Raw genomic sequence first — 25,713 nt, forward strand, 5'->3', positions numbered from 1 at the left:
TGCCGCGAGGGGAGAACATGGTTGGACTCTACCGGAGAACGCCGTGACATCGCTGCGCTCGACCCCCTCACGGAACATGTGTCGGAGATTGTAACTTTCTTGCCACGAGAATACTATTCTCCTAGACGTGTGTATAGAAGCGGAATTGCAAGAGTGGACCGCACCGTCGGCGGAAACCCGGATCTGCCGACGTTCTACGCGCTGGCGAATCTCATGGGAGTGCTGTGCAGCTGACCTTCGACACCGAGGTCGAGGAGTTCCGCGCGGAATTCGCGGCTTTCCTCGACGCGAATCCGCTCGACCCGGCGGTGACAGGCGAGCGGCCGCAGTCGAGTTCGGACATTCCGGAGTGGGCCCGCCGGTGGCAACGGCTGCTGTTCGACCACGGATGGCTGCTGCCCGGCAACCCGCCGGAGTTCGGTGGGCGCAACGCCACGCTGCTGCAGCAATACGTGTACCTCGAAGAGTTGTCCCGACGGCGGATCTATCAGAGTTTCAATCCGCAAGGCGTGGGCATCATCGCGGCTTCGTTGCTGTCGTTCGGCACCCCCGAGCAAAAGCAGCGCTGGGCGGTGCCGATTCTGCGCGCGGAGATGACCGCGTCGCTGGGCATGAGCGAGCCCGGCGCGGGCTCCGATCTTGCATCGCTGAAGACGCGCGCGGTACTCGACGGGGACCACTTCGTCGTCAACGGACAGAAGGTGTGGACCTCGGGTGCCCATCACGCCGATGTTCTGTTGACGTTCGTGCGCACCGATCCGGACGCGCCAAAACACAAGGGCATCAGCGCTTTACTGATTCCGACTGATACTCCCGGTGTGGTCCGCCGTCCGTTCGCGTCGGTGGGCGACATCGAAGACGTCGACTTCAACGAGGTCTTTTTCACCGATGCGCGGGTGCCGGCCGAGAACTTGGTCGGGGAGCTCAACGCGGGGTGGCGCGTCGCGACCGGTTCGCTCGGTCACGAGCGTGCCATGTTGTGGCTGGATTACGCCGACATGCTGCACGCGTTGACGGTCGAGTCCAGCCCCGCGGGAGCGGTGCAGCGCGATCGCTACGCCACTTTGGTGATGGATTGGCTCGCGATGCGGCTGCTGGGCTCGGCGACCTTGGCCAAAGCCGCGCGGGGCGAAGAGGATGTGCCCGCTCAGTCGGTGCTCAAGCTGCTCGGTTCGGAGGCGATGCAACGCGCTTGTGAGGACGCGCTCAACGGCAAGGGGGGCGATGGACTCGTGCTTCGTGGGGTCACCGCCCCGTTCGCCCCGCTCAACCTGGACAGCCACTACGGCAGCTGGTTCGACCGGTACACGCGCACCTTCGCCGCGACCATTGCCGGCGGCACTTCCGAAGTCCAGCGCAACATCATCGCCGGACGAGTCCTTGGGCTGCCCCGCGGTTAGCAGTTGTTCGTGGCGGGGTTGTCCAGGCACCGCTGCAAACGGCCCGGATCCTGGGAGTCCGTCCAGGAGTAGTAGCCGATCGCGATGAGCCCCGCCACGATCGCCACCGTCCCCAACACCATCCCGGCTATCGCGGCCCGGGGATTCGTCGCCTCACCGCGGCTGGCTCGCCGCCGGGCGATGTCACCGGCCAACAGCGCCGCGATACCCAACGGCACCCCGATCAGCAGCCAGCAGGTGGCGAGCGCCAACCCGCCCAGGATCACCGAGGTGACGCCGGCCTGATTTCGGGGCTCCACGGGGTAGCGCATACACGCCAATTCTAGGCAGTACGCTTCCGCGCGCGAACCCAGCTGCTACAGCTCGACCAGCCGTGGCGCAGATCCGTTGGCCCGCAACGCCGCTCCGGCCTGTCCGGTCAGTTCGCGTGCGCTGCCGAGCAGGCTGTCCAGAATCAGCGAGCGTTTGACGTGGCGATGCAGCTGATGTTCGGCGGTGAACCCGATACCACCGAGCACCTGTTGGCAGTGACGCGCCGCGGTCAGCGCCGCCTGGCCGGCCGCCGCCTTGGCCAGCAAGCTGGCCAGGTCGTCCGGATCGTCGGATGCCGTGCCGGCGGCCTGCAGGGTCGCCTCGGCGCCCTCGATCGCGACCAGCGTCTCGGCCAGCCGGTGCCGGACCGCCTGAAACGAGCTGATGTGACGGCCGAACTGGACACGATCCAGGGCATGCTGACGCGCCAGCGCGAGCATCGCGCGGCTGGCGCCGACCAGCCACCAGCCCAGTGCCCGCCGCCCCGCGGCGAGCCCGGCTTGCGCAGCTGAATCACCCTCTGCGACAGGGTGTATCGGTAATTCATCGTCGATCGCCGAACTCGGAACGTCGTCGCGCTTCCACACCACCCAGGAGCCACCCGCGAACGGAAGCGGGGTGACTGCGCCCGGTGCTTTTCCGGCCGCGCGCAGCACCACGTCGTTCAGCACCGGCGCATGCGCACCGGTTTCACCCAGCAACCGAAACACCAGAGGGATTGCGAAATCAGGGATTTCGGCCAGCATGTCGCGCCAGCCGAGGTCGGTCAACGCCGCGTCGAGCTTGGCGCCGGATGCTGTAGTCATCGCGGTACGTATCGACTCGGCAAGCAGCTGCAGTTCCTCGGAGTCCGCAGTGTTTTTCGGAAGGTCCACGGCTCTACTCCTTCCCGAGGTCGAGCAGCCGGCGGGCGATGATGTTGCGCTGAATCTCTGCGGTGCCGCCGTAAATGGTTGACGCGCGTGAGTACAGGTACTCCGAGCGCCACGGCGTCTCGTCGAGTTCGAGGTCGCCGGGCAGCAGATCGCGGACGGTGTCGTAAAGCCGCTGCTCGGCCGAAGCCAATAGCACCTTGTCGATCGAGGTGTCGGGGCCCAGGCGTGCTCCGTCGCGTAGCCGGTATTGGGTGGCGCGGGAGCGGCAACGCAGCGTGTGCAGCGCGAGATACGCTGCGCCCAGCTCGTATTCGTCGTGGCTGCCGTGTCTGCTGCCGCCGGAAACCTCGGCGATGAGCGCATCGAATCGGGAGTAGAGATAGGCGATCCGCTGCCAAAAGCAGGTGGAGCGTTCGAAGGGGAGCAGGTCCATCGCGAGCCGCCAGCCGTCGCCCGGCTTGCCAAGCATCCGGCTCGACGGGATCACCACATCGTCGTAGTACACCTCGCAGAACTCGTCGACGCCGTGCATCGTGCGCAGCGGGCGGACGGTGATGCCGGGGGTGTCAAGGTCGACGAAGAACGCGGTAATTCCGTCGTGGCCGGGTCCGGTGCGGGTGAGCAGGATGCAACGGGTGGAGAACTGGGCGAAGCTGGTCCAGACCTTCTGCCCGTTGACTATCCAGCTATCGCCCTGCTGCGTGGCGCGAGTGGTCAGCGACGCCAGGTCGCTGCCCGAACCCGGCTCGGAAAAGCCTTGGCACCATTGCTCCTCACCACGCAGCAGCCGCGGCACCATTTCCGCGGCGAGTTCCGCCGGGGCGTAATCGATCATCGTGGGTGTGAGCACCTCGAGCATGGAATACGGGCCGGGCTCGGCCAGCCGACGGCCCACCACCTCTTCGCCGACGATCGCACGGAGCACCGCGGGCCCGCCCAATCCGCCGACCTCTTTCGGCCATCCGTAACGCATCCAATCTGCGTCGTACAGCGCCCGGCTGACCCGGAGGAATTGCTGCATATGGCCCTGCAGCGAGTGGTCGGGCCCGGGGGTCAGGTCGTGTTCGTCGAGCCACGCGCGCAGACCGGTCCGGAACTCCTCGACATTCACGGCGTGGGGCGGCCGATGGCGTGCGGGCGCCCGGAGTCGTGCACACCGCTACGGCGAATGAACGTCATGGCGCGGGTATGCAGTCGCCATCCGTCCGCGGTCCGCGAGTAGGTGTCGCGGTAGTAGCCGATCCGCATGTCATGCGTGGACCCGTCGATGAAGCACAACGGCTGGGTGCCGCTCGCCGAATCGCCGTCAATGTTCTCGACCAAGGCTGTTCCGGTGAGGAACAAGCCTTTTGGCGCGGCGGCGACCAACTCCGGGAACTTGTCCAGGCCGTAGGTGGAGCCGAAGGCGCTGTAGGTCCCGTCGGGTGTGAACACCCCGATGAGCCCCTCGATGTCCTCTTGGGTGATGGTGACGGCGTAGCGGGCGAGTAGCTGCTGGATCTCGACCAGGTCGTCAGTTCTGGTTGGGCCGCTCTTAGACTGATCGGGTGTCGACATAGACCTTGCCGCCTTTCATGACAAAGCTGACGTTGCGGGTAACGGTGATGTCTTCCAACGGATTTCCGGGTACCGCGATGATATCGGCGAGTTGGCCCGGCGCCAGCCGACCCCGGTCGGTGGAGTTGATCAGCTCGGCCGCGGTGGTTGTGGCCGCCCGCAGCACCGCCAACGGCGGCAGGCCCCATTCGACCAGGGTGACAAGCTCATCGGCGTTGCGGCCGTGCGGTATCGCCGGCGCATCAGTGCCGACCGCGATCTTCACGCCGGCTTCGTAGGCGGCCTTGATCGAGGTCTTCGCCTTGGGGAACATCTCGGCGGCCTTGTCCTGCAACTCCTTCGGAGCGCGGGACACGTCCATCGCCTCGGCGAGCCTGCGGGTGGTCACCAGGAACCGATCGTTGTCGACCAGCATCTGGATGGCCTCGTCATCCATGAGGAAGCCGTGTTCGATGCAGTCGATACCGCACGCGACCGCATGCTTGACCGCTTCCGCTCCGTGCGTGTGGGCAGCGACGCGTAGCCCGCGCCGGTGCGCCTCGTCGACGATCGCGCGCAGTTCCTCGTCCGAATAGTGTTGTGCGCCAGCCTCACCGGTCAACGACATCACGCCGCCGGAGACGCACACCTTGATCAGCTGCGCGCCGTGCTTGATCTGGTATCGCACGGCCTTGCGGATCTCGTCGACGCCATTGGCAATGCCTTCCTCGACCGTCAGCTCCAGCGCGCCCGGCATGAATGCGGCGAACATCGTCGGGTCCAGGTGCCCGCCGGTGGGCGTGATCGCGTGGCCGGCCGGGATAATGCGGGGCCCGTCGATCCACCCCGCGTCGATGGCCTTGCCAAGGGCGACATCGAGCAGGTAGCCGCCAGTTTTGACGAACAGGCCGAGGTTGCGCACGGTGGTGAAACCGGCGCGCAATGTACGTCGGGCATTGCCGACCGCGCGCAGCACCCGCGTCGGGGGGTCGTCCTGCACCTGGGACAACCCGGGCGTCTCGCCGCGCCCGCCCATCAGGAGGTTGACCTCCATGTCCATCAAACCGGGCAGCAGGATCGCGTCGCCGAGGTCGATGAGCTCGCCTTCGGGGTCGCCACCGACACCGACGATGCGGTCGCCCTCGATCTTCAGGATGCCGGGCCGAAGGATCTCACCGGCGTCGACGTCGAGCAGCCCGGCGGCCTTGAGCGTGAGCACCGCTTAGATCACCGGTTCCCGAAGCACTTCGACCCACGCCGCGCCGCTATCGGGGACGCGCGGCTGCTTCCATGCCTCGATGGGGAAAGACACCATCACCAAGGACTGCATGATGTGCATCAGAGTCTTCGCGTCCTCCGGCAGGTCGTCGAGCGGGTACTTGTCACAGTACGCAATCACGTCGGGCAGCATCGGGAACGCGACATCGTAAAACTTCTGCATCTCGGCCATCGTCGAGGCCAGCCGCTTGGCGTAGCGCTCGGGCTCGGTGGCCAGATCCCACTCCAAATAGGGCTCCAGGGCCGAGAATTCAGACGGTAGCGACATTGCGCTGGTGCTCCTTCACGAAATCAGCGGTTGTCTTGTGCAGGTGACGGATCAAGATTTCCTGGTCGCACAGCAGGAACTCCTTGACGGCCCGGGTGCCGATCATCGTCTGGGTGGCTTCCAGGGTGTTGGCGTCCTGCAGCGCGTACTCCTTGAACGTCACCGCGGCCAGCTCCTGGGCCAGGCGTTCGCGCGCATTGCGCGGCGGCACGAAATACAGCGACGACTCGAAGATGTGTTTGTCGACCGCGGTAGGCCAGTAGTGGTAGGTCAAGTACCAGCCCGGCTCCCAGATCAGCAGCATGAAGTTCGGGTAGAAGAGCCAGGAGTCGATACCCCACTGCGGCACCCGTTTCACGTTGACACCCGGTGGCAGCTCGAGCTTTTCGATGATCTCCGGCTTGTCCCACGGACCGAACAACCCGCTGCGCAGCACCTGGTCCAACGGCTTGACCATGGACATGTCCGGGGGCGGTGCCTGACCGCCCCAGGTGGACTGCAGGTTGTGCGGGCCGGCCAACTCGTAGTGCAGCGCCTCGTAGCCGAACTTCTGGATCTTGGCGGCTTCTTCCTTGGTGTACTGCCCCTGGTGCAGGATCGGCGCGTGGTAGAACTCGACGAACGCGTCGATGAACAGTTTCCAGTTGCTGCCGACCTCGGCCCGGTAGGAGTAGGTCTCGGTCATCTCGCCGAAGGGGTAGCCCTCGATGCTCTTGGCCAGCGGCCCGAGGTAGTCGGCGAGCGGCGCCGCATTGCTGTCGAAGTTGATGAAGATGAAGCCTTCCCACACCTCGCAACGGACGGCTGCCAGGCCGAAGTTGTCCTTGTCGAGATTGAAGAACTCGTCTTCCTGTTGAACGAAGGTCAGGTCACCGTCGAGGCTGTAGCGCCAGGCGTGGTACTTGCAAGTGAACTGCCGGCAGGTGCCGGACGTCTCCTCGTTGGGAAAGTCGTTCCACACCAACTTGTTTCCGCGGTGCCGGCAGACGTTGTGGTAGGCCTTGACGGTTCCGTCCTTGGTCTTGGTGATGATCACCGACGTGCCCTTGCCGGCTGACGGCAGTTCTCTCGTGAAATAGCTGCCCGTGCGGGGGAGTCGCTCGACCCGGCCGACGTTGAGCCAGGTCTTCTTGAAGACCGCGTCGCGTTCGGCCTCGAAGAATGCGGGGTCGATTGAGTCGGTGTAGTCGACCGGCGCGGTGCCCAGGTCGGGGTAGTTTTCTGTCCAGCTGCCGGCGGCTGGCTTCGGGAAGTGCGGCAACTTTCTTGCTCCTCTTATTCGACGTTGTTAGCGGCTGAGGCGGCGTGTTCGAGCTGGATGCCAAAAGTGTTGAAGGCCATGGCCAGCAGGGTGTAGCAGCCGACCGTGAAGACAAAATCCATCCGTTGCTGGTCGTTCAGGCGCTCGCCGAGTGCTGCCCAGGTCTGGTCGGACATCTGCGATTGCTCGTCGAGTTCGTCGACCCCGGCGATCACCGCGCAATCGAACGCGTCGTCGGCCTCGCCACGCCGCACCGCGGCGATCTGGTCGTCGGTGATTCCCTCGTCCTTGGCCATGCTGACGTGGTGAGACCACTCGTAGGCACATTCGCGACGGTGGGCGACCCGCAGGATGGCCAGTTCGCGGATGCGCGGCGGCAGCGTGGACGACATCAACAGGTGAACGTTGAACCGAAGAAACGCCTTGGCCAGCGCCGGGTGGTGAGCCAGCGTGGAAAGCGCATTGTTGGTGTCCGCGCCACTCATTGCCGAGAGTGCCCGCTGGGTAGCCTCGTCCCACTGGTCAGCGGGGAGCGGCGACAAGCGCATCGACAGGGCCCTCTCGGTGAAAGAGAATCAGATTCTCATTTGTAACTAACAGACTGGCACGATTCGCTCGGCTGGTCAATGCCGGCGAGGCAGGGACTCATGCCGACCGACTGGTGTGCCGCTCCGAGGGGTTTGTCGGCAGCGCGGGCCGCTCCGTCCGATCGCGCAGTAACAAATCTTTGGTTTTATCTTTGGCCGCCAGCCCGGTGCTGGCATTTCCGGGATTGCGTAGTCGCACGTGAGAGGGCCATCCGCGCCAACATGGGGTATACCGGAACAGTGTCCGCATTTGTCCGGACGGACCTGTGGATGTTGATTCTCAAATGGCGAGAAGATAGTTTTCAAAGGTAGCGGGGCGAGACGACCGATGGAGAGGGAAGCTCATGAACAAAGAAGACATGATGCTGATCAGCGTCGACGACCACACTGTCGAGCCACCCGACATGTTCAAGAACAACCTGCCGAAGAAGTACCAGGACGACGCGCCTCGGCTGGTGCACAACGACGACGGCTCGGACATGTGGAAGTTCCGCGACACGGTCATCCCGAATGTGGCGCTGAACGCCGTCGCCGGCCGGCCCAAGGAAGAGTACGGAATCGAGCCGACGGGACTCGATGAGATCCGGCCCGGTTGCTACAACGTCGACGAACGCGTCAAGGACATGAATGCCGGAGGCATTCTGGCCTCGATTTGCTTCCCGTCGTTCCCGGGCTTTGCCGGGCGGCTGTTCGCCACCGACGACCACGACTTCTCGGTCGCGTTGGTGCAGGCCTATAACGACTGGCACATCGATGAATGGTGCGGCGCCTACCCGGCGCGGTTCATCCCGATGGCGATCCCGGTGATCTGGGATGCCGAGGCCTGTGCCGCCGAGGTGCGCCGCGTTTCCAAGAAGGGTGTGCACGCGCTGACCTTCACCGAGAACCCGGCCGCGATGGGCTACCCCAGCTTCCATAATGAGTACTGGAACCCGCTGTGGAAAGCGTTGTGCGACACCGACACCGTGATGAACGTGCACATCGGATCCTCGGGCCGGCTGGCCATCACGGCACCGGATGCGCCGATGGACGTGATGATCACGCTGCAGCCGATGAACATCGTGCAGGCCGCCGCGGACCTGCTGTGGTCGAAGCCGATCAAGGAATACCCGGACCTCAAGGTCGCGCTCTCCGAGGGCGGAACCGGGTGGATCCCCTATTTCCTGGAGCGTGCCGACCGCACCTACGAGATGCACTCGACCTGGACGCACCAGGACTTCAAGGGCAAGCTGCCCAGCGAGGTCTTCCGCGACCACTTCCTGACCTGCTTCATCAGCGACAAGGTCGGTGTGGCGCTGCGCAACATGATCGGCATCGACAACATCTGCTGGGAGGCCGACTACCCGCACAGCGACTCGATGTGGCCGGGCGCCCCAGAGGAGTTGTGGGATGTGTTGTCGCTGAACAGCGTTCCGGACGACGAGATCAACAAGATGACCTACGAGAACGCGATGCGGTGGTACTCGTTCGACCCGTTCACCCACATCCCGCGCGAGCAGGCCACCGTCGGCGCACTGCGCAAGGCGGCCGAGGGACACGACGTGTCCATCAAGGCGGCGGGCCACCAAAAGGACACCCGGGCGGGGTCGTCGTTCCAAGACTTTGCCGCGAACGCGAAAGCCCTTTCAGGCAACAAGGATTGACCCCCTACCGGACGAGTTCGCGCGCCGGTGCATGAACTGACTTAAGGAGATCCAGCAGTGCCCGGCGGTGGAATGAATTTCGAGCTGACAGACGACCAGGAGCTGATCCGCAAGTCGGTCGCCGAGCTGGCACGGAAATTCGACGACCAGTACTGGATGGAAAAGGACCTCGCGCACGAGTTCCCGACCGAGTTCTACAAGGCGATCGCCGACGGCGGCTGGCTTGGCATGACGATTCCGACCGAATACGGCGGCCATGGCCTCGGAATCACCGAGGCCACACTGCTACTCGAAGAGGTCGCCAGGTCCGGCGGCGCGATGAACGCAGCCAGCGCGATTCATCTGTCGATCTTCGGCATGCAGCCGGTCGTCGTGCACGGCTCCGACGAACTCAAGGCGCGCACCTTGCCAACGGTCGCCAATGGCGATGTGCACATCTGCTTCGGAGTGACCGAACCCGGTGCCGGGCTTGATACTTCGCGTATCACGACGTTCGCCAAGCGCGACGGAGACCGCTACATCGTCAATGGCCGCAAGGTATGGATCTCCAAAGCGATGGAGTCCGACAAGATCCTGCTGCTCACCCGCACCAAGAGCTACGACGAGGTCGCCAAGAAAACCGACGGGATGACGCTGTTCCTCACCGACCTCGATCGCAGCCGCGTCGATATCCGCCCGATCCGCAAAATGGGCCGCAACGCCGTCAGCTCCAACGAGTTGTTCATCGACAACCTCGAAGTACCGGTAGAGGACCGAGTTGGCGAGGAGGGCAAGGGATTTCAGTACATCCTCGACGGCCTGAACCCCGAACGCATGCTGATCGCGGCCGAGGCGCTCGGCATCGGGCGGGTGGCGCTCGAAAAAGCGGTGAAGTACGGCAACGAGCGCGAGGTCTTCGGCCGGCCGATCGGCATGAACCAGGGCATCCAGTTCCCGCTCGCGGATTCGCTGGCCCGGCTCGACGCCGCCGAGCTGATGTTGCGCAAGGCGACCTGGCTCTATGACAACGGCAAACCCTGTGGGCGCGAGGCGAATACCGCCAAATACCTATGTGCCGATGCCGGCTTCACTGCTGCGGACCGGGCTTTGCAGACTCACGGCGGCATGGGCTACGCGGAGGAGTACCACATCACGCGCTACTTCCGTGAGGCCCGGCTGATGAAGATCGCGCCGGTCAGCCAGGAGATGATCCTGAACTTTTTGGGATCCAACGTGCTGAAATTGCCGAGAAGCTATTGACGTCCCCCGAAGACCCCGTGCTGCTGTCCGACGACTGCGGAGGGGTACGCACGCTGACCCTCAATCGTCCGCGGCGCAAAAACGCCATCAACCCGGAGCTGTGGATTGCGTTGCGGGACGCGCTGCACGATGCCGGCCGCGACCGCAATGTGCGGGCGCTGGTGATCACCGGTGCAGGCGGGGCCTTTTGCTCCGGCGCCGACATTGGGATTCCGGACGACATTCATCCGAAATACAAGCTGCAGCGGCTGACCGATGTGGCGCTGGCGTTGCACGAACTTCCGATTCCGACGGTGGCCAAGGTGACGGGCGTCGCGGTCGGCGCCGGATGGAACCTGGCGCTGGGCTGCGACCTGGTCGTCGCGACGCCGGAATCGACGTTCTCCCAGATCTTTTCCAAGCGCGGCCTGTCAATCGACCTTGGCGGTTCCTGGCTGTTGCCGAAACTCGTTGGCTTGCAACAGGCTAAGCGGCTGGCGCTGCTGGCCGAGACCATCGACGCCGCGGAAGCGTCCGCACTGAACCTGGTCACCTGGGTGGTATCGGCCGCCGAGATCGACGCTTTCGTCACCGACCTGGCCGACCGGCTCGCGGCGGGTCCGCCCGTCGCGCTGGCCCAGACCAAGGCGCTGTTGAACGAGGGCGCTGACCGCACCCTGCGCGACGCGCTGGCCAACGAGGCGCGAGCGCAGATCGGTAACTTTGCGACAGCGGATGCGGCGGCCGCCTATGCCGCCTTCAGCGAGCGACGGGAGCCGTCGTTTACTGGCCGGTGGGCGCTATCAAAATCTGACGAGGATTCGGACTAGGGATATGCGGGAAACGGTCATCGTCGAGGCGGTGCGTACGCCGGTCGGGAAACGCAATGGCGGGCTGTCGGGCATGCACGCCGCGGACCTGTCCGCGATCGTGCTCAACGAGGTGCTGGCGCGTGCCGGTGTGGGGCCCGAGATCGTCGACGACGTGATCTGGGGATGCGTGTCGCAGGTCGGCGATCAGTCCAGCAACATCGGGCGCTACGCGGTGCTGGCTGCCGGCTGGCCCGAGAGCATCCCCGGCACCACGGTCAACCGGGCCTGCGGTTCCAGCCAGCAGGCCCTCGACTTCGCGGTGCAGGCGGTGATGTCGGGCCAGCAAGACGTCGTGGTGGCCGGCGGGGTCGAGGTGATGAGCCGCGTTCCGCTGGGTTCCGCCAGGGCGACCGGCATGCCCTACGGGCCGAAGGTGCTCGCCCGCTACGACGACTTTTCCTTCAACCAGGGCCTGTCGGCGGAGATGATCGCCAAGAAGTGGGGCTTCTCCCGCAGCCAGCTCGACGAATTCTCCGTCCAATCCCACGAACGGGCCGCCGCGGCCCAGGACAGTGGCGCCTTCACCGATCAGATGATCCCCGTCATCACCGATGACCAAGCCATCGTCGCGGCGGACGAGGGCGTGCGGCGGGGGAGCACCGTGGAGAAGCTGGGCGCACTCAAGCCCGCGTTCGCCGAAGACGGCGTCATCCACGCGGGCAATTCTTCGCAGATCTCCGACGGTGCGGCCGCGCTGCTGGTGACGACCTCGGAATTGGCGGTCGAGCTGGGGCTGACCCCGATCGTGCGGTACCGGGCCGGGGCCGTCACCGGGGCGGATCCGGTGCTCATGCTCACGGGCCCCATTCCGGCGACCGAAAAGGTGCTGAACAAGGCGGGCGTCTCGCTCGCCGAAGTGGGCGCCTTCGAGGTGAACGAGGCCTTTGCGCCGGTCCCCATGGCGTGGATTGCCGAGACAGGCGCGGACCCGGGCCTGGTCAATCCGCTGGGCGGCGCCATCGCGTTGGGGCACCCGCTGGGCGCCTCCGGTGCGGTGCTGATGACGCGATTGGCCCACCACATGCGCGATAACGGCATTCGCTACGGCCTGCAGACCATGTGCGAAGGCGGGGGCACAGCCAACGCCACCCTGGTCGAATTGGTCGCGTAGCACCGACCAAAGAACTTTTTAAGAGTCCGGCTGAGACCCTTGTCACAGCAGGCAAACCTACCTACTGTGTATTCACTAGGTTGGTTCGGCCCTGCCAATCGGTCAAAGGAGTTCGGTGCCCGACGCACGGCGTTATGACACGCTTCTCGCCAAAGGTGAGGACCGCAAGCAGCGGATTCTCACGGTTGCGCAACGGCTCCTCACGCGCAACGGCTGGCGCAACACCACACTGGCCCAGATCGCCGGCGAGGCCGGCGTAACCCCCGCGGGGCTGCTGCATCACTTCGAGTCCAAGGAGCAGTTGCTGCACGCGGTCCTGGACGCCCGCGATCAGGACGACGATTCCCACGCCGACCGGGCCGGCGACCTGATGGCCCAGATCTCCGCGGTCGCCGACCGATTTAGCCGGGCGCCCGAATTGGTCGGCACGTTCACGGTGCTGCTGGTCGAGAACATCCTTCCGGACGCTCCGCTGCACGACCGCATGCTCGGCCGGCACCGGCAAGCTGTCGACATCGTCGCCCAGCTCATCCGCAATGGCCAGGCCGATGGCCGGTATCGCGCCGACATAGACCCCACCATCAAGGCAGTGGAAATACTCGCCTTCGTCCACGGAATGGAAACCACATGGTTACTCGATCCTTCGATACCGCTGACCGAGGTGTTCAAGCAGTACGCCGAGACGCTGGCGCGGGACTTCGCGCCGCCCCACAAGCCCCTGAGCACGACATGAGGTATCGGCTCGACGTCGTCGCCTCGAGCGTGGTCGACGTGGTGCGGTTCGCCGGGGGATGGCTGTTCGACCGGTCTATGGCCGGATGGGACGTCACCGTCCTGCTCACCGATCTGGCCGACCACCCCGATATTCGGCCACTGCAGATCATCGGAGCCCGCACTCTTGACCTCGAACACGCCCTCGCGTCAGTCGAGGATCGTCCCCGTCCACAGGCCCTGGCGGCCGCGGCGGATCTGGTGGGCTGCGATTCGCGGGTGCGGCAAGGTGTCTTGCAAGCCCTCGATCACGGGGTCACCGAGGTCACGCTGTGGGGGGACACCTGGCCCGCCGAGCTTGACGGCAGCGTCGGCCTGGTCCAGCACCGGCTGAGCATGGCCGCGCAGATGTTCAAGGGCAAGGCGCTGGCCGCCGCTGCCATACCGGAGTACTCGATCGGTCAGGCCGAAAACTTCCGGAGCGGGCTGCTGGCATGCCCGTCGGTGGCCGCCGATCTGGTCCCGGCCGGCTGAATCACACCTCCGCCGGCCGGCCCGAACGCGGGACCTTTTCGGCATGTCGCATACCCGACCGCGGCACCCCGTCGTTGACGACGATCACGCCGTGTGGAAATCTAATACTCATCTCTGAGAGGCTCATTCTCACTGCTGAGATTCGAACGGAGCAAGATGGCGAACGACTTCTCCACGTTGGACTTCTTCCGCGGCAAAGAGCTCATCGCGGACCCGTACCCGTACTACGAGGCGCTGCGGGAGCAGTGCCCGGTGACCCGGGAAGACCACCACGGCGTCACGATGGTGACCGGTTGGGACGAGGCCTGCGCCGTGCTCAACGACGCCGCGACGTGGTCGTCGTGCATCTCGGTGACGGGCCCCTTCCCCGGCTTTCCGGTGCCGCTCGAGGGTGACGACATCACCGACTTGATCGAAGAGCATCGCGACGAGCTGCCGTTCAGCGACCAGCTGCCCACGCTTGACCCGCCGACCCACACCAACCACCGCTCGCTGCTGATGCGGTTGATCACCCCCAAGCGCCTCAAGGAGAACGAGGACGCCATGTGGGCGCTGGCCGACGAGGTGCTCGACGAGTTCCTGCCGCCGGGCAAGGGTGACTGGATCAAGGGCTTCTCGAGTCCCTTCACGCTGCTGGTCATCGCCGACTTGCTGGGCGTGCCGATGGAGGATCGCGACAAGTTCGTGAAGGGCATCGCCGAGCACGCGGGTGGCGGCATCGGGGGCACCGGCAAGGAGTCGCTCTCGCACAGTCCGCTGGAATTCCTCTACGGCCTGTTCTCCGACTACGTCTCCGACCGCCGCCGCGAGCCCCGCGACGACGTGCTGACCGGTCTCGCGACCGCCACCTACCCGGACGGCTCGACACCGGAGGTCGAAGACGTCGCCCGCGTTGCCGCCAATGTCTTCTCCGCGGGCCAGGAGACCACCGTGCGGCTGCTCGGTGCCGCGTTGCAGACCCTGGGTGAGCGTCCCGACATTCAGGCGCAGTTGCGCAAGGACCGCAGCCTGATCCCGAACTTCATCGAAGAGTCGCTGCGCCACGAGAGCCCGGTCAAGGGCGACTTCCGGATGAACCGGGTGCCCGTCAATGTCGGCGGCGTCGACCTGCCCGCCGGCACCACGGTGATGATCGTGCAGGCCGCGGCTAACCGCGATCCGCGCCGATTCGAGGAACCCGCCACGTTCGACCCGGCTCGCAAGAACGCCCGCCAGCACATCTCGTTCGGGCGCGGCATCCACAGCTGCCCCGGTGCGCCACTGGCGCGGGCCGAAACCCGGGTGGCGATCGAGCGGCTGCTGGACCGCACGACCGACATCAGGATCAACGAGGATATGCATGGGCCGGCGAATAACCGCCGCTATCAATATGTTCCGACGTACATTCTGCGTGGCCTGACCGAATTGCACTTGGAGTTCACGCTGGCATGAAGGTCTGGGTAGACGACCAACGCTGTCGCGGTCACGGGATGTGCCTTACCCTTTGCCCGGACGTGTTCAGCCTCACCGACGACGGCTATGCGGAGTCGATAACCTCCGACGTCCCAACGGAATTGGAGGCGGCCACGCAGGAGGCCATCGAATGCTGTCCCGAGCAGGCCATCAGCGAGATCAGAGACGAAAACTGACACAAGTAAGGAGATTCGAGTGGCTAACGGGCCAAAAGGGTACGTCATCCTCACCGAGGCCATCAAGGACCCAGAGGGCATGAAGGCTTACGGCAAGGCCGCCGGTTCGGCGATGAGCGGCGCCACGATTCTTGCGGTAGACACCAAGCCCACGACCATCGAGGGCACCTGGCACGGCGATCAGACCGTGGTGCTGGAATTCGAATCGGTTGATGCCGCGCGCGCGTGGTACGAATCCGAGGGCTACCAAAAGGCGGCGAAACTACGCCAGGCGGCCGCCGACTGCAACGCGGTCATCCTCTCCGGGTTCTGATCGCTACTCTCCCACGATGGAGATTGCCTGCCGGGGGCATTGACGGACAGCCTCGCGCACGTCGTTCTCGATCTCCGGGGTGACCTCTTCCTGGTGGACGGTCAGCATGTCGTCGTCGCCGAGTTCGAAGATATCGGCATTGATGCCCATGCAGACACCGTTGCTCTCGCAGAGTCCCCAATCGACTTCGATCTTCTTGGTCATCGCGACCCCCTCACCGAACCACCTTGACAGGCACGTGCTTCCAGCCCGCGACGTTTTGCATGGTCACTCGCCTGCAACCGTCCCAGTCCACCTCGTAGCGCGGCATGAAGTCGAGGAGCTTCTCGAGTGCGATCCGGCTTTCCAGGCGGGCCAACGCTGCGCCGAGGCAGCTGTGGATCCCGTACCCGAGACCGAGATGCTGTGCCTCGGTCTGGTCGCGCTCGATGTCGAACGTGTCGGCGTTGGTGAAGGCGTCGCTGTCGCGGTTGGCCGCTGCGCCACAAAGGAAGACCGGTTTGAACGGTGGGATCACGCCACCGCCTACGTGCGCCTCCTTCAGCGTGTAGCGGACGTTGTACTGGACCGGCCCTTCGAAGCGCAGTAGCTCTTCGACCGCGCCCGGGATCTTGCTGCGGTCGTCCTGCAGCTTCTGCCACTGGTCGGGATGACGGGCGAAGATCACCGCGGCATTGCCGAGCAGCTTGGTGACGGTTTCGGCACCGGCACCGCCCAAAAGCGTCGCGAATCCGGTGATTTCGATGTCGTCGAGCTTGCGGGTCGTACCGTCCTCGCAGGGGATCTCGGCCGTGATCAGCCTGCTGATCATGTCGTCCTGTAGGTCGCCGCGCCGCTCTTGGATGAGGCCGAAGTAGTACATCGCGGTGTCGATGTTGGCCTGCATGCCGGCTTCGCTGATCTCGATCTGGCCCGGTTCGTGGTGCAGGCTGGTGTCGATCCAGTGCCGCACTTGCTGGCGGTATTCCTCGGGCACGCCGGCCATCCGGGTGATGACCTCCACCGGGAATGGGCCGGAGAAGTCCTGCACGACGTCGAAGTTGTCGGGATCGCAAGCACCGAGGTACTTGTCGATCACCTCGTGGATGGTCTCCACCTGCGAGGTGATCGCCCGTGGGGTGAACGCCTTGTTGAGCAGGCTGCGCATGTGGCGGTGGTCCGGCGGATCCATGAAGATGATCGACTTCTGCTCGGGGGATATGCCCCTGCGGACCATCGCCAGGTCGCAGCCCCGCGCCGAGGAGTAGGTTTCGAAGTCCTTGAACGCGGCCGCCACATCCTCATGACGGGTCAGTGCGTAGAAGTCTTCTTTCTCGTCGTAATAGAGCGGAGCGTCCTCGCGCATCCGTGCATAAATGTCGAACGGGTTGTTGTAGAACTCGTCCGAGTACGGGTCGAAGACGACTTTCGGTTTTGTCACTGACATGCTCCTCAGCGGCGAGGGTTGGGGCGGGCTGGAACCGTTACGATCGAATGCCTGACTGTAACGCTAACGGTAGCGGGTTCGAGGCGAACCGAAAAGAACTCTAAGGCCGTCATCGCAAACTTTTTCCAAAAATGTTGACGGCATTGATGACATTGTCCAGCGCGCCGAGATCGCTGCCGAGTTCTTCGGCGATATTGCGCACGACGGCAACGTCTTTGTCTATGAATTCGCCGGCCACCTCGATAAACGACGCAACGGAACCGCTCGCGGCCACAATGTCCAGGACCCGGCTGGTAGCGCTGCCGCGCGCAAGCGCACCCAGCACCGTCGCCTCGGGCAGGCCCATTTGCTCGCCCAGGCGGATCGCTTCGGCGAGCAGCCCGATGTGGCCGGCGAACAATGCGTTGTTAACCAGCTTCACTTTCTGACCCGCGCCGCGTGGGCCGACATGCAGAATCGGGTCGCCATAGCAGCCCAACACCGGCCACACGCGTGCCACTGCGTCGTCGGCACCGCCCACGAAGAGCGTGAGCTTGCCCGCCGCGATGTCGTGCGGGCCGCCGCTGACCGGCGCGTCGATGACGGCGAGATGGGCGCCGCGGGCGGCGATGGCGTCGATCGTCGACGGGCTCGCGGTGGTGTGCACCACCAGGGCCGAGCCGGACGGGATGGTGGCCAACAGAGTGCTGTCCAGGCAGACCTGTCGCAGTTGTTCGTCGTTGAATACGCAGAGCAGCACGACGTCGGCATGTGCGACGGCGGCGGCCGTGTCGTTCGTGACGGCCGCGCCGAGCTGCTCGAGGTCGCGCCGGCTTTCGGCGTTGCGGCCCAACACCAGGACGTCATGGCCGGCCGTGACAAGACGCGCCACCATGGGGCGGCCCATCCGCCCGGCGCCGATGAATCCGACTCTCATCGGGGGTGAGCCATCAGGGTCAGGGCGGCGTCGGCCGCGTCCAATACCGCCCCCGCGGGGGCGGCGGCCGCCTCGGCGAGGTCGACGATCAGCCGGACGTCCTTCTGCAGCAGCGTGCCGGCCAAACCGGCCAGCCGGTCCAGATTGCCTTCGTCTCCAATAACGTTGAGGGCAAAGCTGTTTCCGCTGCCGCGGGAGATTACTTCGGTGAGCCGGTCCGGGGAAACGCCGAGGGACTGCGCCAGCGAAAGGGTGGTGGCCGCGGTGCCGAGGTTCGCGGTGAACAGCAAGTTGTTGAGCAGCTTGGTGGTCTGCCCGGTGCCCAGGTCGCCGAGGTGGACGACCGGATCGCCATAGGTTTCGAAGACCGGGCGGCAGCGCTCGACGATCTCGGCCTCACCACCGACCATCACCATCAGATGACCCGTGGCGGCCGCCGGACCGCCGCCGCTGACCGGTGCGTCGATGACCGAAACACCTTTGCTACCGGCATTTTCAGCCAGCGCCTTGCAGGTGTCGGGGTGCACGGTGCTGTGCACCGCGATCACGCTGTCCGGCTTGAGTCCCGCCAGCAGCCCGCGCTCACCGTTGGCGATTTCCTCAATGTCGGCCTCGCCGACCACACAGAGGCAGACCAGGTCGCTGGCCGCGGCGAGTTCGGCGGGTGACTGAGCGACCTGGGCCGAGGTGTCGGCGAATGGCTCAACCGACGCGGGCCGGCGTGCCCACAGCGTGGTGTCGAAGCCGCCCTCGATGATCCGCCGGGCCATGGGTCCGCCCTGACTGCCCAGCCCGATGAATCCCACCCGCATCAACCGGCCTCCTCTTCCTCCGCCGAGGTAGCCACACATTCCTCGACAAACGAAAGAACCTCCGCGTGGTAGTCCGCGGCGGTGTGGCCGAGGCTGATGTTGTGCCCCGCCTCGGGTTGCCGGTGCAGGGTGAAACGCGGCGCGGCGGAGAACATCGCGGTGATCTCCTCCACCGCCGAATCATCGGTCTGCCAGACCTTTTCGTGCTCAGCGATGCTGAAGTGCACCGGTACCCGCACGGCTGGGGCCAGCGTCGGGAAGGTCTGACGTGCCCAGTCCGACACCATCTGGTCCTCGTAGGCGGGAGCCGTCGGGGAAACCGTGACCCCGGTGAGGATCTCGGGCGGATACAAGTGCTCCGGGTGCCACAACAGCTCGCGCAGCCCGGATGGACGGCGTTCGCGCGTTGCCGTCTTCAGCATTTCGCGGGCCGCGGGGTGATAGTGCCGGCCGGTGCCGGCCAATTCGATGCCGAGCAGATCGGCGCCGCGCTCGTCGGCGGCCATCCGCATCGTCAGTTCGCATCCGCCCGAATGACCCATCACGAATATGCCTGCACCGCTTGGTCGTTCGCCGATGATGCGATCGACCGCTCCGTAAGCCAGGCTGACGCGCTGTTCGCCCTCGACCATCGCCTCGGGATAGGGCGCCGAACTGCCATAGCCAGGCCGGTCGAGAGCCACCACGGTGAATCCCGCTGCCGCGCCGGTCCGTAACAGCGAATACGACGGGTGGCCCGGGCAGTCGAAATAGACCGCGGTGGTGCCGCCGCCGTGAATGGCCACGATCACGGCCTTCGGGTCGGGTGCTTCGGCGACCACCGCCGACATCGGCACCCCGTCGACGATTACCAGCCGGGGACGCGGCGCGGTGCTCATGTGCCGACCCGCAGCAGCAGCACGCCGCTGGGCGTGAGGCCGCCGCTGCTGACCACGCCGACCCGGGCGTCGACGACCTGCCGGTCGCCGGCCTCGCCGCGCAGCTGGGTGATGGCCTCGTGCAGCAGGCCCATACCGTGGGTGCGGCCGTGGGAGAGCTGGCCACCGTGGGTGTTGAGCGGCAGCTGGCCGTCACGGGCGATGTTCTTGCCGCCATCCAGAAACTCTTTGGCCTCACCGATTCCGCAGAAGCCCAGGGCCTCGATCCAGGACAGGCAGTTCATCGTGAAGCCGTCGTACAGCTCGGCCACGTCGACGTCCCCGGGTCGTAGCGAGGTGCGCGTCCAGACGTGTGCCGCCTGGCCCAGCACCTGCGGTTCGTGGGTCAGAGTGCTCTGGTCCCAGTCGATGCGTTCGATGATCTGCGTGCCCACCGCTTCCACCAGTACCGGCGGCTTGGCCAGGTCGCGGGCGGCGTCGACGGCGGAGACGATGACGGCGATCGCGCCGTCGCAGGGCACGTCGCAGTCGTACAGCCCGAACGGCGTGGTGATGGGCCGCGCGTTCAGGTAGTCGTCCATCGTCATCGGGGTCCGGTAGATGGCCGTCGGGTTGAGTTCGGCGTTGGCACGCTGGTTCAACGCGATCCAGCCGAGTGTCTCTTTCGTGGTGCCGTAACGGTGAAAGTGGCGCTGCGCGTTCATCGCCAAGGTGTGTGCCGCCGAGGTGGCTCCAAATGGCATCTGCCAGCCCGACATCCGGCCCATCGACGGGGCGATCTTGCCCTGCTTCATCAGCTCGCCGTGGGTGGCTTCCCACAGCGTCCGGAAGCAGAGCACGTGGCGCGCCAGGCCGCAGGCGACCGCAAGCATCGCGGCGATCACCGAACCGCCCGGGCCGAACGTCTCCATGGCGCCGTTGTGCCATGTCGGCCGAATACCCAGCGCGGCCTCAAGAGCGGTCACGCCGCCCTCCCCGAATCCGCCGACATTGATCGCGCCGGGGTAGGTGGACAGTCCGTCGATGTCGGCGTACGTCAGGCCGGCGTCGGCGATGGCGGCCTCACACGCCTGCACCGTCAGGGACAGCGGCAGTGCCATCAGCCGCCGCCCGATCGGTGACATGCCGATCCCGGTCAGCGCCACCTTGTCTTCGAATTTCTCCGGGGTCAGCATTGGTCGCACGTGTTCGCCGAAACGCTCCGGCGCTATCTCGTCGGCCGGCAGTGCGGCGGGCTCGGCGTTCGGTACCGGGTGGAACAGCGGAAACCACACGTCCTCGACCTGTTCGAAGACGACCTCGACCTGCTGACCAAGTTCGAGCTGAGCGGGGTCGCAGTCCACGATGTTGGTGGTCAACCGCACGCGGGGGTCTTCGGCGATCGCCACCTGCGCGATCACGTAGGGCGCCACCAGCCCGGGCAGACTGAACCGCTCGTTGATGGTGAATCCGGCGAGCGTCGCCTTGCCGGAGACCGCGCGCACCCCAATATCCAGTGAGCGGCAATAGCGGCATACCGGTGCCGGCGGATGGATCAGGGATTCGCAGGCCTTACATTCCTGCAGCCGTAGCTTTCCGTCGGCACCTGAGGTCCAGAAGAATTCGTTCTCCTGCGTGACCAGGGGCAATGGGCGGCCCGGCGCTGCTGACACGTCACCTCCGGGAGTCGCACGGCCAACTCGGTAGGGCCGTTATACGAATCGGAGAATTACGTTATCACTGTCCAGCAGGCGCGATCCAGACGCGTTGCATTGCTCGTGCTGCATGTCAGGTGGGTGGGCGCCTGCCGTCAGTACGGCACCCAGACGCCGTTGAAATAGGCACCCCACTGGTGAAAGCCGACACTCCACATCGGATCGTTCGGTGACCACGAAGGCCGAAGGGGAGGCGGCGGCACATCCTGCCCGGCGAATGACGGCGCGTAGGGCGCCGGGGGCACGTACCACGCTGGCGGCGCCGTTGGCTGTTTGCACTCGCCGGTCGCCTCGTTCCACGACATTTTGGGATCGCACTGCGCCGAGCTGATACCCGGCGTCGCGATCACCGCAACCGCCATCGCCATGAATACGACCGCGATGGCGGCAGTCAAACGACGAACAAACCACCTCATGGTGGGCCTCCCATTGGTCCATCCCGACCTTTGCTTCGTTCCAGCTTATTTCGTTGACATCGCCACGACCAGGTAAGCAACATCCCGGGGGCGGCACAACATCGAGCCCGACCACCCGTGCCATCTCCGATCGGCTGGACGTTATGCTCCAAACGTATATCAAGTACTTCACACTGGGAGGGCTTGTTGCTCGACGCGGAGAAGATCCTGATCACTGGGGCGACGGGCAAGATCGCGTTCCCCATCGCGCGTGCCCTGGCAGCGGCGGGAAACGAAGTATGGGGGGCCGCCCGCCTGAAAGACCCCGCGGCCCGGGAAAAACTAGTCGGTGCCGACATCTTGCCCGTCGCGCTGGACATCAGCACCGGCGACTTCTCCGGTCTCCCTGACGATTTCACCTACGTCTTCCATGCGGCCGTGGATCCCGGCGCCGACGACTGGAGCCGCTGCATCGAAACGAACGCGCAGATGTCCGGCGAATTGCTCCACCACTGCCGCGCTGCCAAGGGTTTCGTCTTCTGCTCCACCGGCTCGATCTACGCCTACCAGGGCCAGCGACCTTTGACCGAGAGCGATCCGCCGGGGGTGCCACTGCGGGCGAACTACAGCATGTCCAAGGTTGCGGCGGAGGCGGTTTGCACGTGGATCGCCCGGCGTTACCGGATACCGCTGACCATCATCCGGATCTGTTCGACGTATGGCCCTCAGGGCGGCGCCCCCGCCGACCGTCTCGATGCGATGCTGGCGGGCAAGCCAATTCGACTGCATCCCGACAAGCCGAACAACTACAACCCGATCTACGAAGACGATTACGTGGAACTCGGCATCCGGGCCATGGAGGTCGCCGCGGTGCCGCCGGTCGTGGTGAACTGGGCCGGCAGCGAGACGGTCAGCGTCGAGGATTACTGCACGTTCATGGGTGAGCTGGTCGGTGTCGAGCCGATCTTCGAATACACGCCCGCGGCGCACACACCGTTGTGGCCGGATGTCACCCACATGCACGACGTACTCGGCCGCACGAAGGTGCCGTGGCGCGAGGGTTTCCGGCGCATGATCGCGGCCCGACACCCGGAAATTCCGCTGCCCCGGCATGATTCGATCAGGAGTTAAGGACGCACGCGATGCAGCTTCCCGGCACGCCATCGGACGAGGTCGCGGATATCCTCGCCACCGGGCGTGGAGAGATCACCACCTTGTTCGTCTCCATGGCGACTCGTCATCCCGACGGAACGGACGCCGACTACCTGCGTTGGCACACCCTGGATCATCGCCCGGAGCAGCATCGGCTGGCCGCGGTGCGAGCCTCGTTGCGGCTGGTGTCCACACCGGCCTGCCGCGCCGCGCGTGCGGTCAGCGGCGGGCCGCTGGACGCGGTCGACCACGTGATGACGTACTTCTTCACCGACGCGGCCGGACTTCGTGATTTCAACGAATTGTCAACGGCACTGGGAAATGCCGGACGCAAACTCCCATTGCTGCCGCCGGTGGAACGGGGCGTGTACGAGGTCCGCAGCCGGGCGGCCGCGCCGCGGGTCAAGGTCGGATCGGACGTGCTGCCCTGGCTGCCGGCGCGAGGTGCGTTCCTGCTGGTCGAGCGAGGTTCGGCATCGGTGGATCCGCTGCTTGAGGTCGAGGGTGTCGCCGGTGTCTGGTCCGCGCTGTCGCGTCGGGTCGACGCCAATTTGGCGAGTGCTCAAGGGGATCAGTCGATCACGTATTGCTTTCTCGATGACGACCCGGTCGCCACCGCGGAACGGCTGCGGCCGGTGCTGACGGCACGTGGGGCCCAGTCGGACGTCGAACCCTTATTTGCCGCACCGTTTTTCGCGGTCGTGCCCTACGAGTGGGATCGGTATGTCCCGTAAGCAATGGACCGCATGCGCATCGGCTTGATGGTTGGCTCCGACAAGGAGCGCTCGCGTGCCGACCGGCTGACGGGACTGGTCGCCGATGCCGCCGCGGCCGAAAGCGGTGGTTTCACCTCGTTTTGGATGCCGCAGGTTCCCGGCTACCTCGACGCGATGACGGCTGTGACGCTGATCGGGCAGGCAACCGATCGTATCGAAATCGGCACGGCGGTCGTCCCGATTCAGACCCGTCATCCGATGATCATGGCGCAGCAAGCGTTGACCACCCAGATCGCGTGCGGCGGGCGGTTCACGCTTGGGATCGGGCCGTCGCATCATTGGGTCGTCAATGGTCAGCTCGGATTGGATTACCAGCATCCGGCGCGCGTGATGCGCGACTACCTCGAGGTGCTCGACGCGTCGTTCGCCGGGCCGGGGACGGTCGACGTCGACAACGGCAGCTTTTCCGTGCACTCGCCGTTGGATGTGACGGACAGCTATGCGATTCCAATTCTGTTGTCCGCGTTGGGGCCGTCCATGCTGCGCCTCGCGGGGGAGCGGGCCGGCGGCACGGTGCTCTGGATGGCGGACGAGCGGGCGATCCGCGACCACGTCGTTCCGCGCATCACCGCGGCCGCTACCGACGCGAGACGGCCCGCGCCGCGGGTCGTGGCCGGTGTGCCCGTCGCAATCTGCTCTGACAGCGAGGCGGACGATGCTCGCGGCTACGCCAGCGAGGTGCTCGGGCACGCCGATTTCTCGCCTAACTATGTGCGACTGCTGGAACACGGTGACGCCCAGGACGTCGGAGACACCATGGCAGCGGGCGACGAGTCGGCAATCCTCAACCGGCTGCGCAGCTATCGCGACGCGGGTGTCACCGATCTGGCGGCGCGAATTGTGCCGTTGGGCAAGGACACAACCCAACGGATCGACTCACGACGCCGGACCCAGGAGTTTCTGTCGTCCCTGTGCCCCGCTTTATGATCGCCGTAATCATCGCGAAGGCAGACCCAGCACTCGCTGGGCGATGATATTGCGCTGAATCTCCGAGGTGCCGCCCGCGATGGTGCCCGCGTAACTGCTGATGTAGCGGCTGAACCAGCTGGCGGTGAAAAGGCCTGGGGCGTAAGGGTTGTACGGCGCGGTGAGTACCGTATCGCGCAACCCGTCGACCCCGGCCGCGTCCAGCGCATGCCGCAGTGCGCTCTGTTCGGCCTCCGAGCCGAAGACCTTCAGCACGGACAAGCCCGCTACGTCTACCTCCCCGCGGGCCGCCCGGCCCAGCGCCCTCGAGCCGAGCAGCCGCAGCGCGTAGTAGTCCATCGCGATGGTGGCGTAGTGGTCGGCGTTGACCTCGTCGGCCGGCCGGTAGTCCTTGAGAAGCTGCTCGAGCCGGTTCGCGAAGGCCATCCACATCAAGGTGCGTTCGTGACCGAGCGAGCCGTTCGCGACCTGCCAGCCGCCACCGAGCGGGCCGACAAGGTTTTCCGCGGGTACCCGTACGTCATTGAAGAACACCTCGTTGAAGTCCAGATCGTCGCGGTCGTAGACCGAGGCGAAGGGACGACACACCACCCCGGGAGTGTCGGTGGGAATCAGCAGCGCACTGATTCCCTTGTGCCTGGGGGCGTTTGGATCGGTGCGGACGAAGGTCAGGATGACGTCGGCATCGTGGGCGCCGGAGGTCCAGACCTTCTGCCCGGTGACCACGAAGTGTTCGCCGACCAGTTCCGCCCGTGTTCGCAGGCCGGCCAGATCAGAGCCGGCTCCCGGTTCGCTCATTCCCAGTGACGCGGTCATCTCGGCGCGCAGAATCGGTACCGCCCAGTGCTGCTTCTGCTCGTCGGTCCCGAAGGACAGCAGCGACGCCGCGATGATGCCGACGCCTTGGGGATTGAAGCAGTGATAGATCCGACGCCGCGACAGCTCCTCGCGGTGCACGAATTGCTGCAGGATATTGGCATTGCGGCCGCCGAATTCGGGTGGGTTACCGGGCAGCAGCCAGCCGTGCTCGAACTGGAGTCGCTGCCAGCGGCGCGACCACTCGGGTACGTGCGATGACGAGGTAGCCCGTTCGGCGGCCTGTGCCTGCGTCGGCAGATGTTCGTCGAGAAAGCCGACGAATTCCGCGCGAAAAGCTTCCACCTCGGCGTCAAAAGTGAGTTGCATGAATG

Annotated in this window: 29 protein-coding genes; 13 read left to right on the forward strand and 16 right to left on the reverse strand. The window is 65.2% G+C overall.

Annotated features, from left to right (window positions below):
- Positions 1-224: 224 nt before the first annotated feature.
- Entirely contained in the window at positions 225-1,400 is a 1,176-nt protein-coding gene (locus ACZY0B_RS19400; RefSeq protein WP_463765833.1) for an acyl-CoA dehydrogenase family protein, read from the forward strand.
- On the opposite strand, the gene ACZY0B_RS19405 is transcribed toward ACZY0B_RS19400, so the two are convergent.
- The 8 genes from ACZY0B_RS19405 to ACZY0B_RS19440 form a co-directional block, all read right to left on the reverse strand.
- Complete coding sequence (locus ACZY0B_RS19405; protein WP_463765834.1) at positions 1,397-1,711, reverse strand: DUF4190 domain-containing protein; 315 nt, start codon at positions 1,709-1,711, stop codon at positions 1,397-1,399. The genes ACZY0B_RS19400 and ACZY0B_RS19405 overlap by 4 nt on opposite strands.
- Positions 1,712-1,756: 45 nt before the next feature.
- Positions 1,757-2,518, reverse strand: a complete 762-nt coding sequence (locus ACZY0B_RS19410; protein ID WP_463765888.1) for an acyl-CoA dehydrogenase family protein — start codon at positions 2,516-2,518, stop codon at positions 1,757-1,759.
- A 73-nt stretch (positions 2,519-2,591) separates the two neighbouring features.
- The gene (locus ACZY0B_RS19415; protein WP_463765835.1) at positions 2,592-3,698 is read right to left on the reverse strand and encodes an acyl-CoA dehydrogenase family protein; all 1,107 of its coding nucleotides are present in this window, start codon (positions 3,696-3,698) and stop codon (positions 2,592-2,594) included.
- The gene (locus ACZY0B_RS19420; RefSeq protein WP_463765836.1) at positions 3,695-4,144 is read right to left on the reverse strand and encodes a nuclear transport factor 2 family protein; all 450 of its coding nucleotides are present in this window, start codon (positions 4,142-4,144) and stop codon (positions 3,695-3,697) included. The genes ACZY0B_RS19415 and ACZY0B_RS19420 overlap by 4 nt, the downstream gene beginning before the upstream one ends.
- Positions 4,122-5,342: a metal-dependent hydrolase family protein gene (locus ACZY0B_RS19425; RefSeq protein ID WP_463765837.1), complete on the reverse strand. Its 1,221-nt coding sequence runs from the start codon at positions 5,340-5,342 to the stop codon at positions 4,122-4,124. Before ACZY0B_RS19425 ends, ACZY0B_RS19420 begins: the two co-directional genes overlap by 23 nt.
- Positions 5,343-5,345: 3 nt before the next feature.
- Positions 5,346-5,669, reverse strand: coding sequence for a hypothetical protein (locus ACZY0B_RS19430; protein ID WP_463765838.1), 324 nt, complete (start codon positions 5,667-5,669; stop codon positions 5,346-5,348).
- Entirely contained in the window at positions 5,653-6,930 is a 1,278-nt protein-coding gene (locus tag ACZY0B_RS19435; RefSeq protein ID WP_463765839.1) for an aromatic ring-hydroxylating oxygenase subunit alpha, read from the reverse strand. The genes ACZY0B_RS19430 and ACZY0B_RS19435 overlap by 17 nt, the downstream gene beginning before the upstream one ends.
- A gap of 14 nt (positions 6,931-6,944) precedes the next feature.
- Positions 6,945-7,478, reverse strand: a complete 534-nt coding sequence (locus ACZY0B_RS19440) for a carboxymuconolactone decarboxylase family protein (protein WP_463765840.1) — start codon at positions 7,476-7,478, stop codon at positions 6,945-6,947.
- 383 nt (positions 7,479-7,861) lie between these two features.
- Between ACZY0B_RS19440 and ACZY0B_RS19445 the strand changes: the two genes are divergently transcribed.
- The 9 genes from ACZY0B_RS19445 (at position 7,862) to ACZY0B_RS19485 (ending at position 15,547) form a co-directional block, all read left to right on the forward strand.
- Positions 7,862-9,160, forward strand: coding sequence for an amidohydrolase family protein (locus ACZY0B_RS19445; RefSeq protein WP_463765841.1), 1,299 nt, complete (start codon positions 7,862-7,864; stop codon positions 9,158-9,160).
- 72 nt (positions 9,161-9,232) lie between these two features.
- Positions 9,233-10,399 (forward strand): acyl-CoA dehydrogenase family protein, encoded by a 1,167-nt coding sequence (locus ACZY0B_RS19450; RefSeq protein WP_463765889.1) that lies wholly within the window; start codon positions 9,233-9,235, stop codon positions 10,397-10,399.
- Positions 10,396-11,208: an enoyl-CoA hydratase/isomerase family protein gene (locus tag ACZY0B_RS19455; protein WP_463765842.1), complete on the forward strand. Its 813-nt coding sequence runs from the start codon at positions 10,396-10,398 to the stop codon at positions 11,206-11,208. Before ACZY0B_RS19450 ends, ACZY0B_RS19455 begins: the two co-directional genes overlap by 4 nt.
- A 4-nt stretch (positions 11,209-11,212) precedes the next feature.
- A complete protein-coding gene (locus ACZY0B_RS19460) occupies positions 11,213-12,361 on the forward strand; it encodes a thiolase family protein (protein ID WP_463765843.1) in 1,149 nt (382 codons plus the stop codon).
- Positions 12,362-12,476: 115 nt separating this feature from the next.
- Positions 12,477-13,094, forward strand: a complete 618-nt coding sequence (locus ACZY0B_RS19465; RefSeq protein WP_463765844.1) for a TetR/AcrR family transcriptional regulator — start codon at positions 12,477-12,479, stop codon at positions 13,092-13,094.
- Complete coding sequence (locus tag ACZY0B_RS19470; protein ID WP_463765845.1) at positions 13,091-13,606, forward strand: hypothetical protein; 516 nt, start codon at positions 13,091-13,093, stop codon at positions 13,604-13,606. Before ACZY0B_RS19465 ends, ACZY0B_RS19470 begins: the two co-directional genes overlap by 4 nt.
- 156 nt (positions 13,607-13,762) lie before the next feature.
- Positions 13,763-15,037, forward strand: a complete 1,275-nt coding sequence (locus tag ACZY0B_RS19475; RefSeq protein ID WP_463765846.1) for a cytochrome P450 — start codon at positions 13,763-13,765, stop codon at positions 15,035-15,037.
- Positions 15,034-15,234, forward strand: coding sequence for a ferredoxin (locus ACZY0B_RS19480; protein WP_463765847.1), 201 nt, complete (start codon positions 15,034-15,036; stop codon positions 15,232-15,234). Before ACZY0B_RS19475 ends, ACZY0B_RS19480 begins: the two co-directional genes overlap by 4 nt.
- A gap of 19 nt (positions 15,235-15,253) precedes the next feature.
- A complete protein-coding gene (locus tag ACZY0B_RS19485; RefSeq protein ID WP_463765848.1) occupies positions 15,254-15,547 on the forward strand; it encodes a DUF1330 domain-containing protein in 294 nt (97 codons plus the stop codon).
- Between the two features lie 3 nt (positions 15,548-15,550).
- Here ACZY0B_RS19485 and ACZY0B_RS19490 read toward each other — a convergent pair whose 3' ends face one another.
- From ACZY0B_RS19490 to ACZY0B_RS19520, 7 genes are all read right to left on the reverse strand, one after another.
- Positions 15,551-15,751 (reverse strand): ferredoxin, encoded by a 201-nt coding sequence (locus ACZY0B_RS19490; protein ID WP_463765849.1) that lies wholly within the window; start codon positions 15,749-15,751, stop codon positions 15,551-15,553.
- A 10-nt stretch (positions 15,752-15,761) separates the two neighbouring features.
- Positions 15,762-16,967: a cytochrome P450 gene (locus ACZY0B_RS19495; RefSeq protein WP_463765850.1), complete on the reverse strand. Its 1,206-nt coding sequence runs from the start codon at positions 16,965-16,967 to the stop codon at positions 15,762-15,764.
- 115 nt (positions 16,968-17,082) lie between these two features.
- On the reverse strand, positions 17,083-17,889 hold the full coding sequence (locus ACZY0B_RS19500; protein ID WP_463765851.1) for an NAD(P)-dependent oxidoreductase: 807 nt from the start codon (positions 17,887-17,889) through the stop codon (positions 17,083-17,085).
- Positions 17,886-18,701 carry an NAD(P)-dependent oxidoreductase gene (locus tag ACZY0B_RS19505; protein ID WP_463765852.1) on the reverse strand — a complete coding sequence of 272 codons (816 nt, stop codon included), beginning with the start codon at positions 18,699-18,701 and terminating at the stop codon, positions 17,886-17,888. The genes ACZY0B_RS19500 and ACZY0B_RS19505 overlap by 4 nt, the downstream gene beginning before the upstream one ends.
- The gene (locus ACZY0B_RS19510; protein WP_463765853.1) at positions 18,701-19,579 is read right to left on the reverse strand and encodes an alpha/beta hydrolase; all 879 of its coding nucleotides are present in this window, start codon (positions 19,577-19,579) and stop codon (positions 18,701-18,703) included. The genes ACZY0B_RS19505 and ACZY0B_RS19510 overlap by 1 nt, the downstream gene beginning before the upstream one ends.
- Positions 19,576-21,231 carry a thiolase C-terminal domain-containing protein gene (locus tag ACZY0B_RS19515; RefSeq protein ID WP_463765854.1) on the reverse strand — a complete coding sequence of 552 codons (1,656 nt, stop codon included), beginning with the start codon at positions 21,229-21,231 and terminating at the stop codon, positions 19,576-19,578. The genes ACZY0B_RS19510 and ACZY0B_RS19515 overlap by 4 nt, the downstream gene beginning before the upstream one ends.
- A gap of 137 nt (positions 21,232-21,368) precedes the next feature.
- A complete protein-coding gene (locus ACZY0B_RS19520; RefSeq protein ID WP_463765855.1) occupies positions 21,369-21,689 on the reverse strand; it encodes a hypothetical protein in 321 nt (106 codons plus the stop codon).
- Positions 21,690-21,875: 186 nt separating this feature from the next.
- On the opposite strand from ACZY0B_RS19520, the gene ACZY0B_RS19525 reads away from it, so the two are divergent.
- The 3 genes from ACZY0B_RS19525 to ACZY0B_RS19535 are packed head-to-tail and all read left to right on the forward strand — an operon-like array spanning position 21,876 to position 24,523.
- Positions 21,876-22,799, forward strand: a complete 924-nt coding sequence (locus ACZY0B_RS19525; protein WP_463765890.1) for an NAD-dependent epimerase/dehydratase family protein — start codon at positions 21,876-21,878, stop codon at positions 22,797-22,799.
- 11 nt (positions 22,800-22,810) lie between these two features.
- Complete coding sequence (locus tag ACZY0B_RS19530; protein ID WP_463765856.1) at positions 22,811-23,554, forward strand: hypothetical protein; 744 nt, start codon at positions 22,811-22,813, stop codon at positions 23,552-23,554.
- Between the two features lie 12 nt (positions 23,555-23,566).
- The gene (locus ACZY0B_RS19535) at positions 23,567-24,523 is read left to right on the forward strand and encodes an LLM class F420-dependent oxidoreductase (protein ID WP_463765858.1); all 957 of its coding nucleotides are present in this window, start codon (positions 23,567-23,569) and stop codon (positions 24,521-24,523) included.
- A 9-nt stretch (positions 24,524-24,532) separates the two neighbouring features.
- Here ACZY0B_RS19535 and ACZY0B_RS19540 read toward each other — a convergent pair whose 3' ends face one another.
- On the reverse strand, positions 24,533-25,708 hold the full coding sequence (locus tag ACZY0B_RS19540) for an acyl-CoA dehydrogenase family protein (protein WP_463765859.1): 1,176 nt from the start codon (positions 25,706-25,708) through the stop codon (positions 24,533-24,535).
- Between the last annotated feature and the right edge of the window lie 5 nt (positions 25,709-25,713).

This window comes from Mycobacterium sp. IDUB_19 (assembly GCF_055419445.1).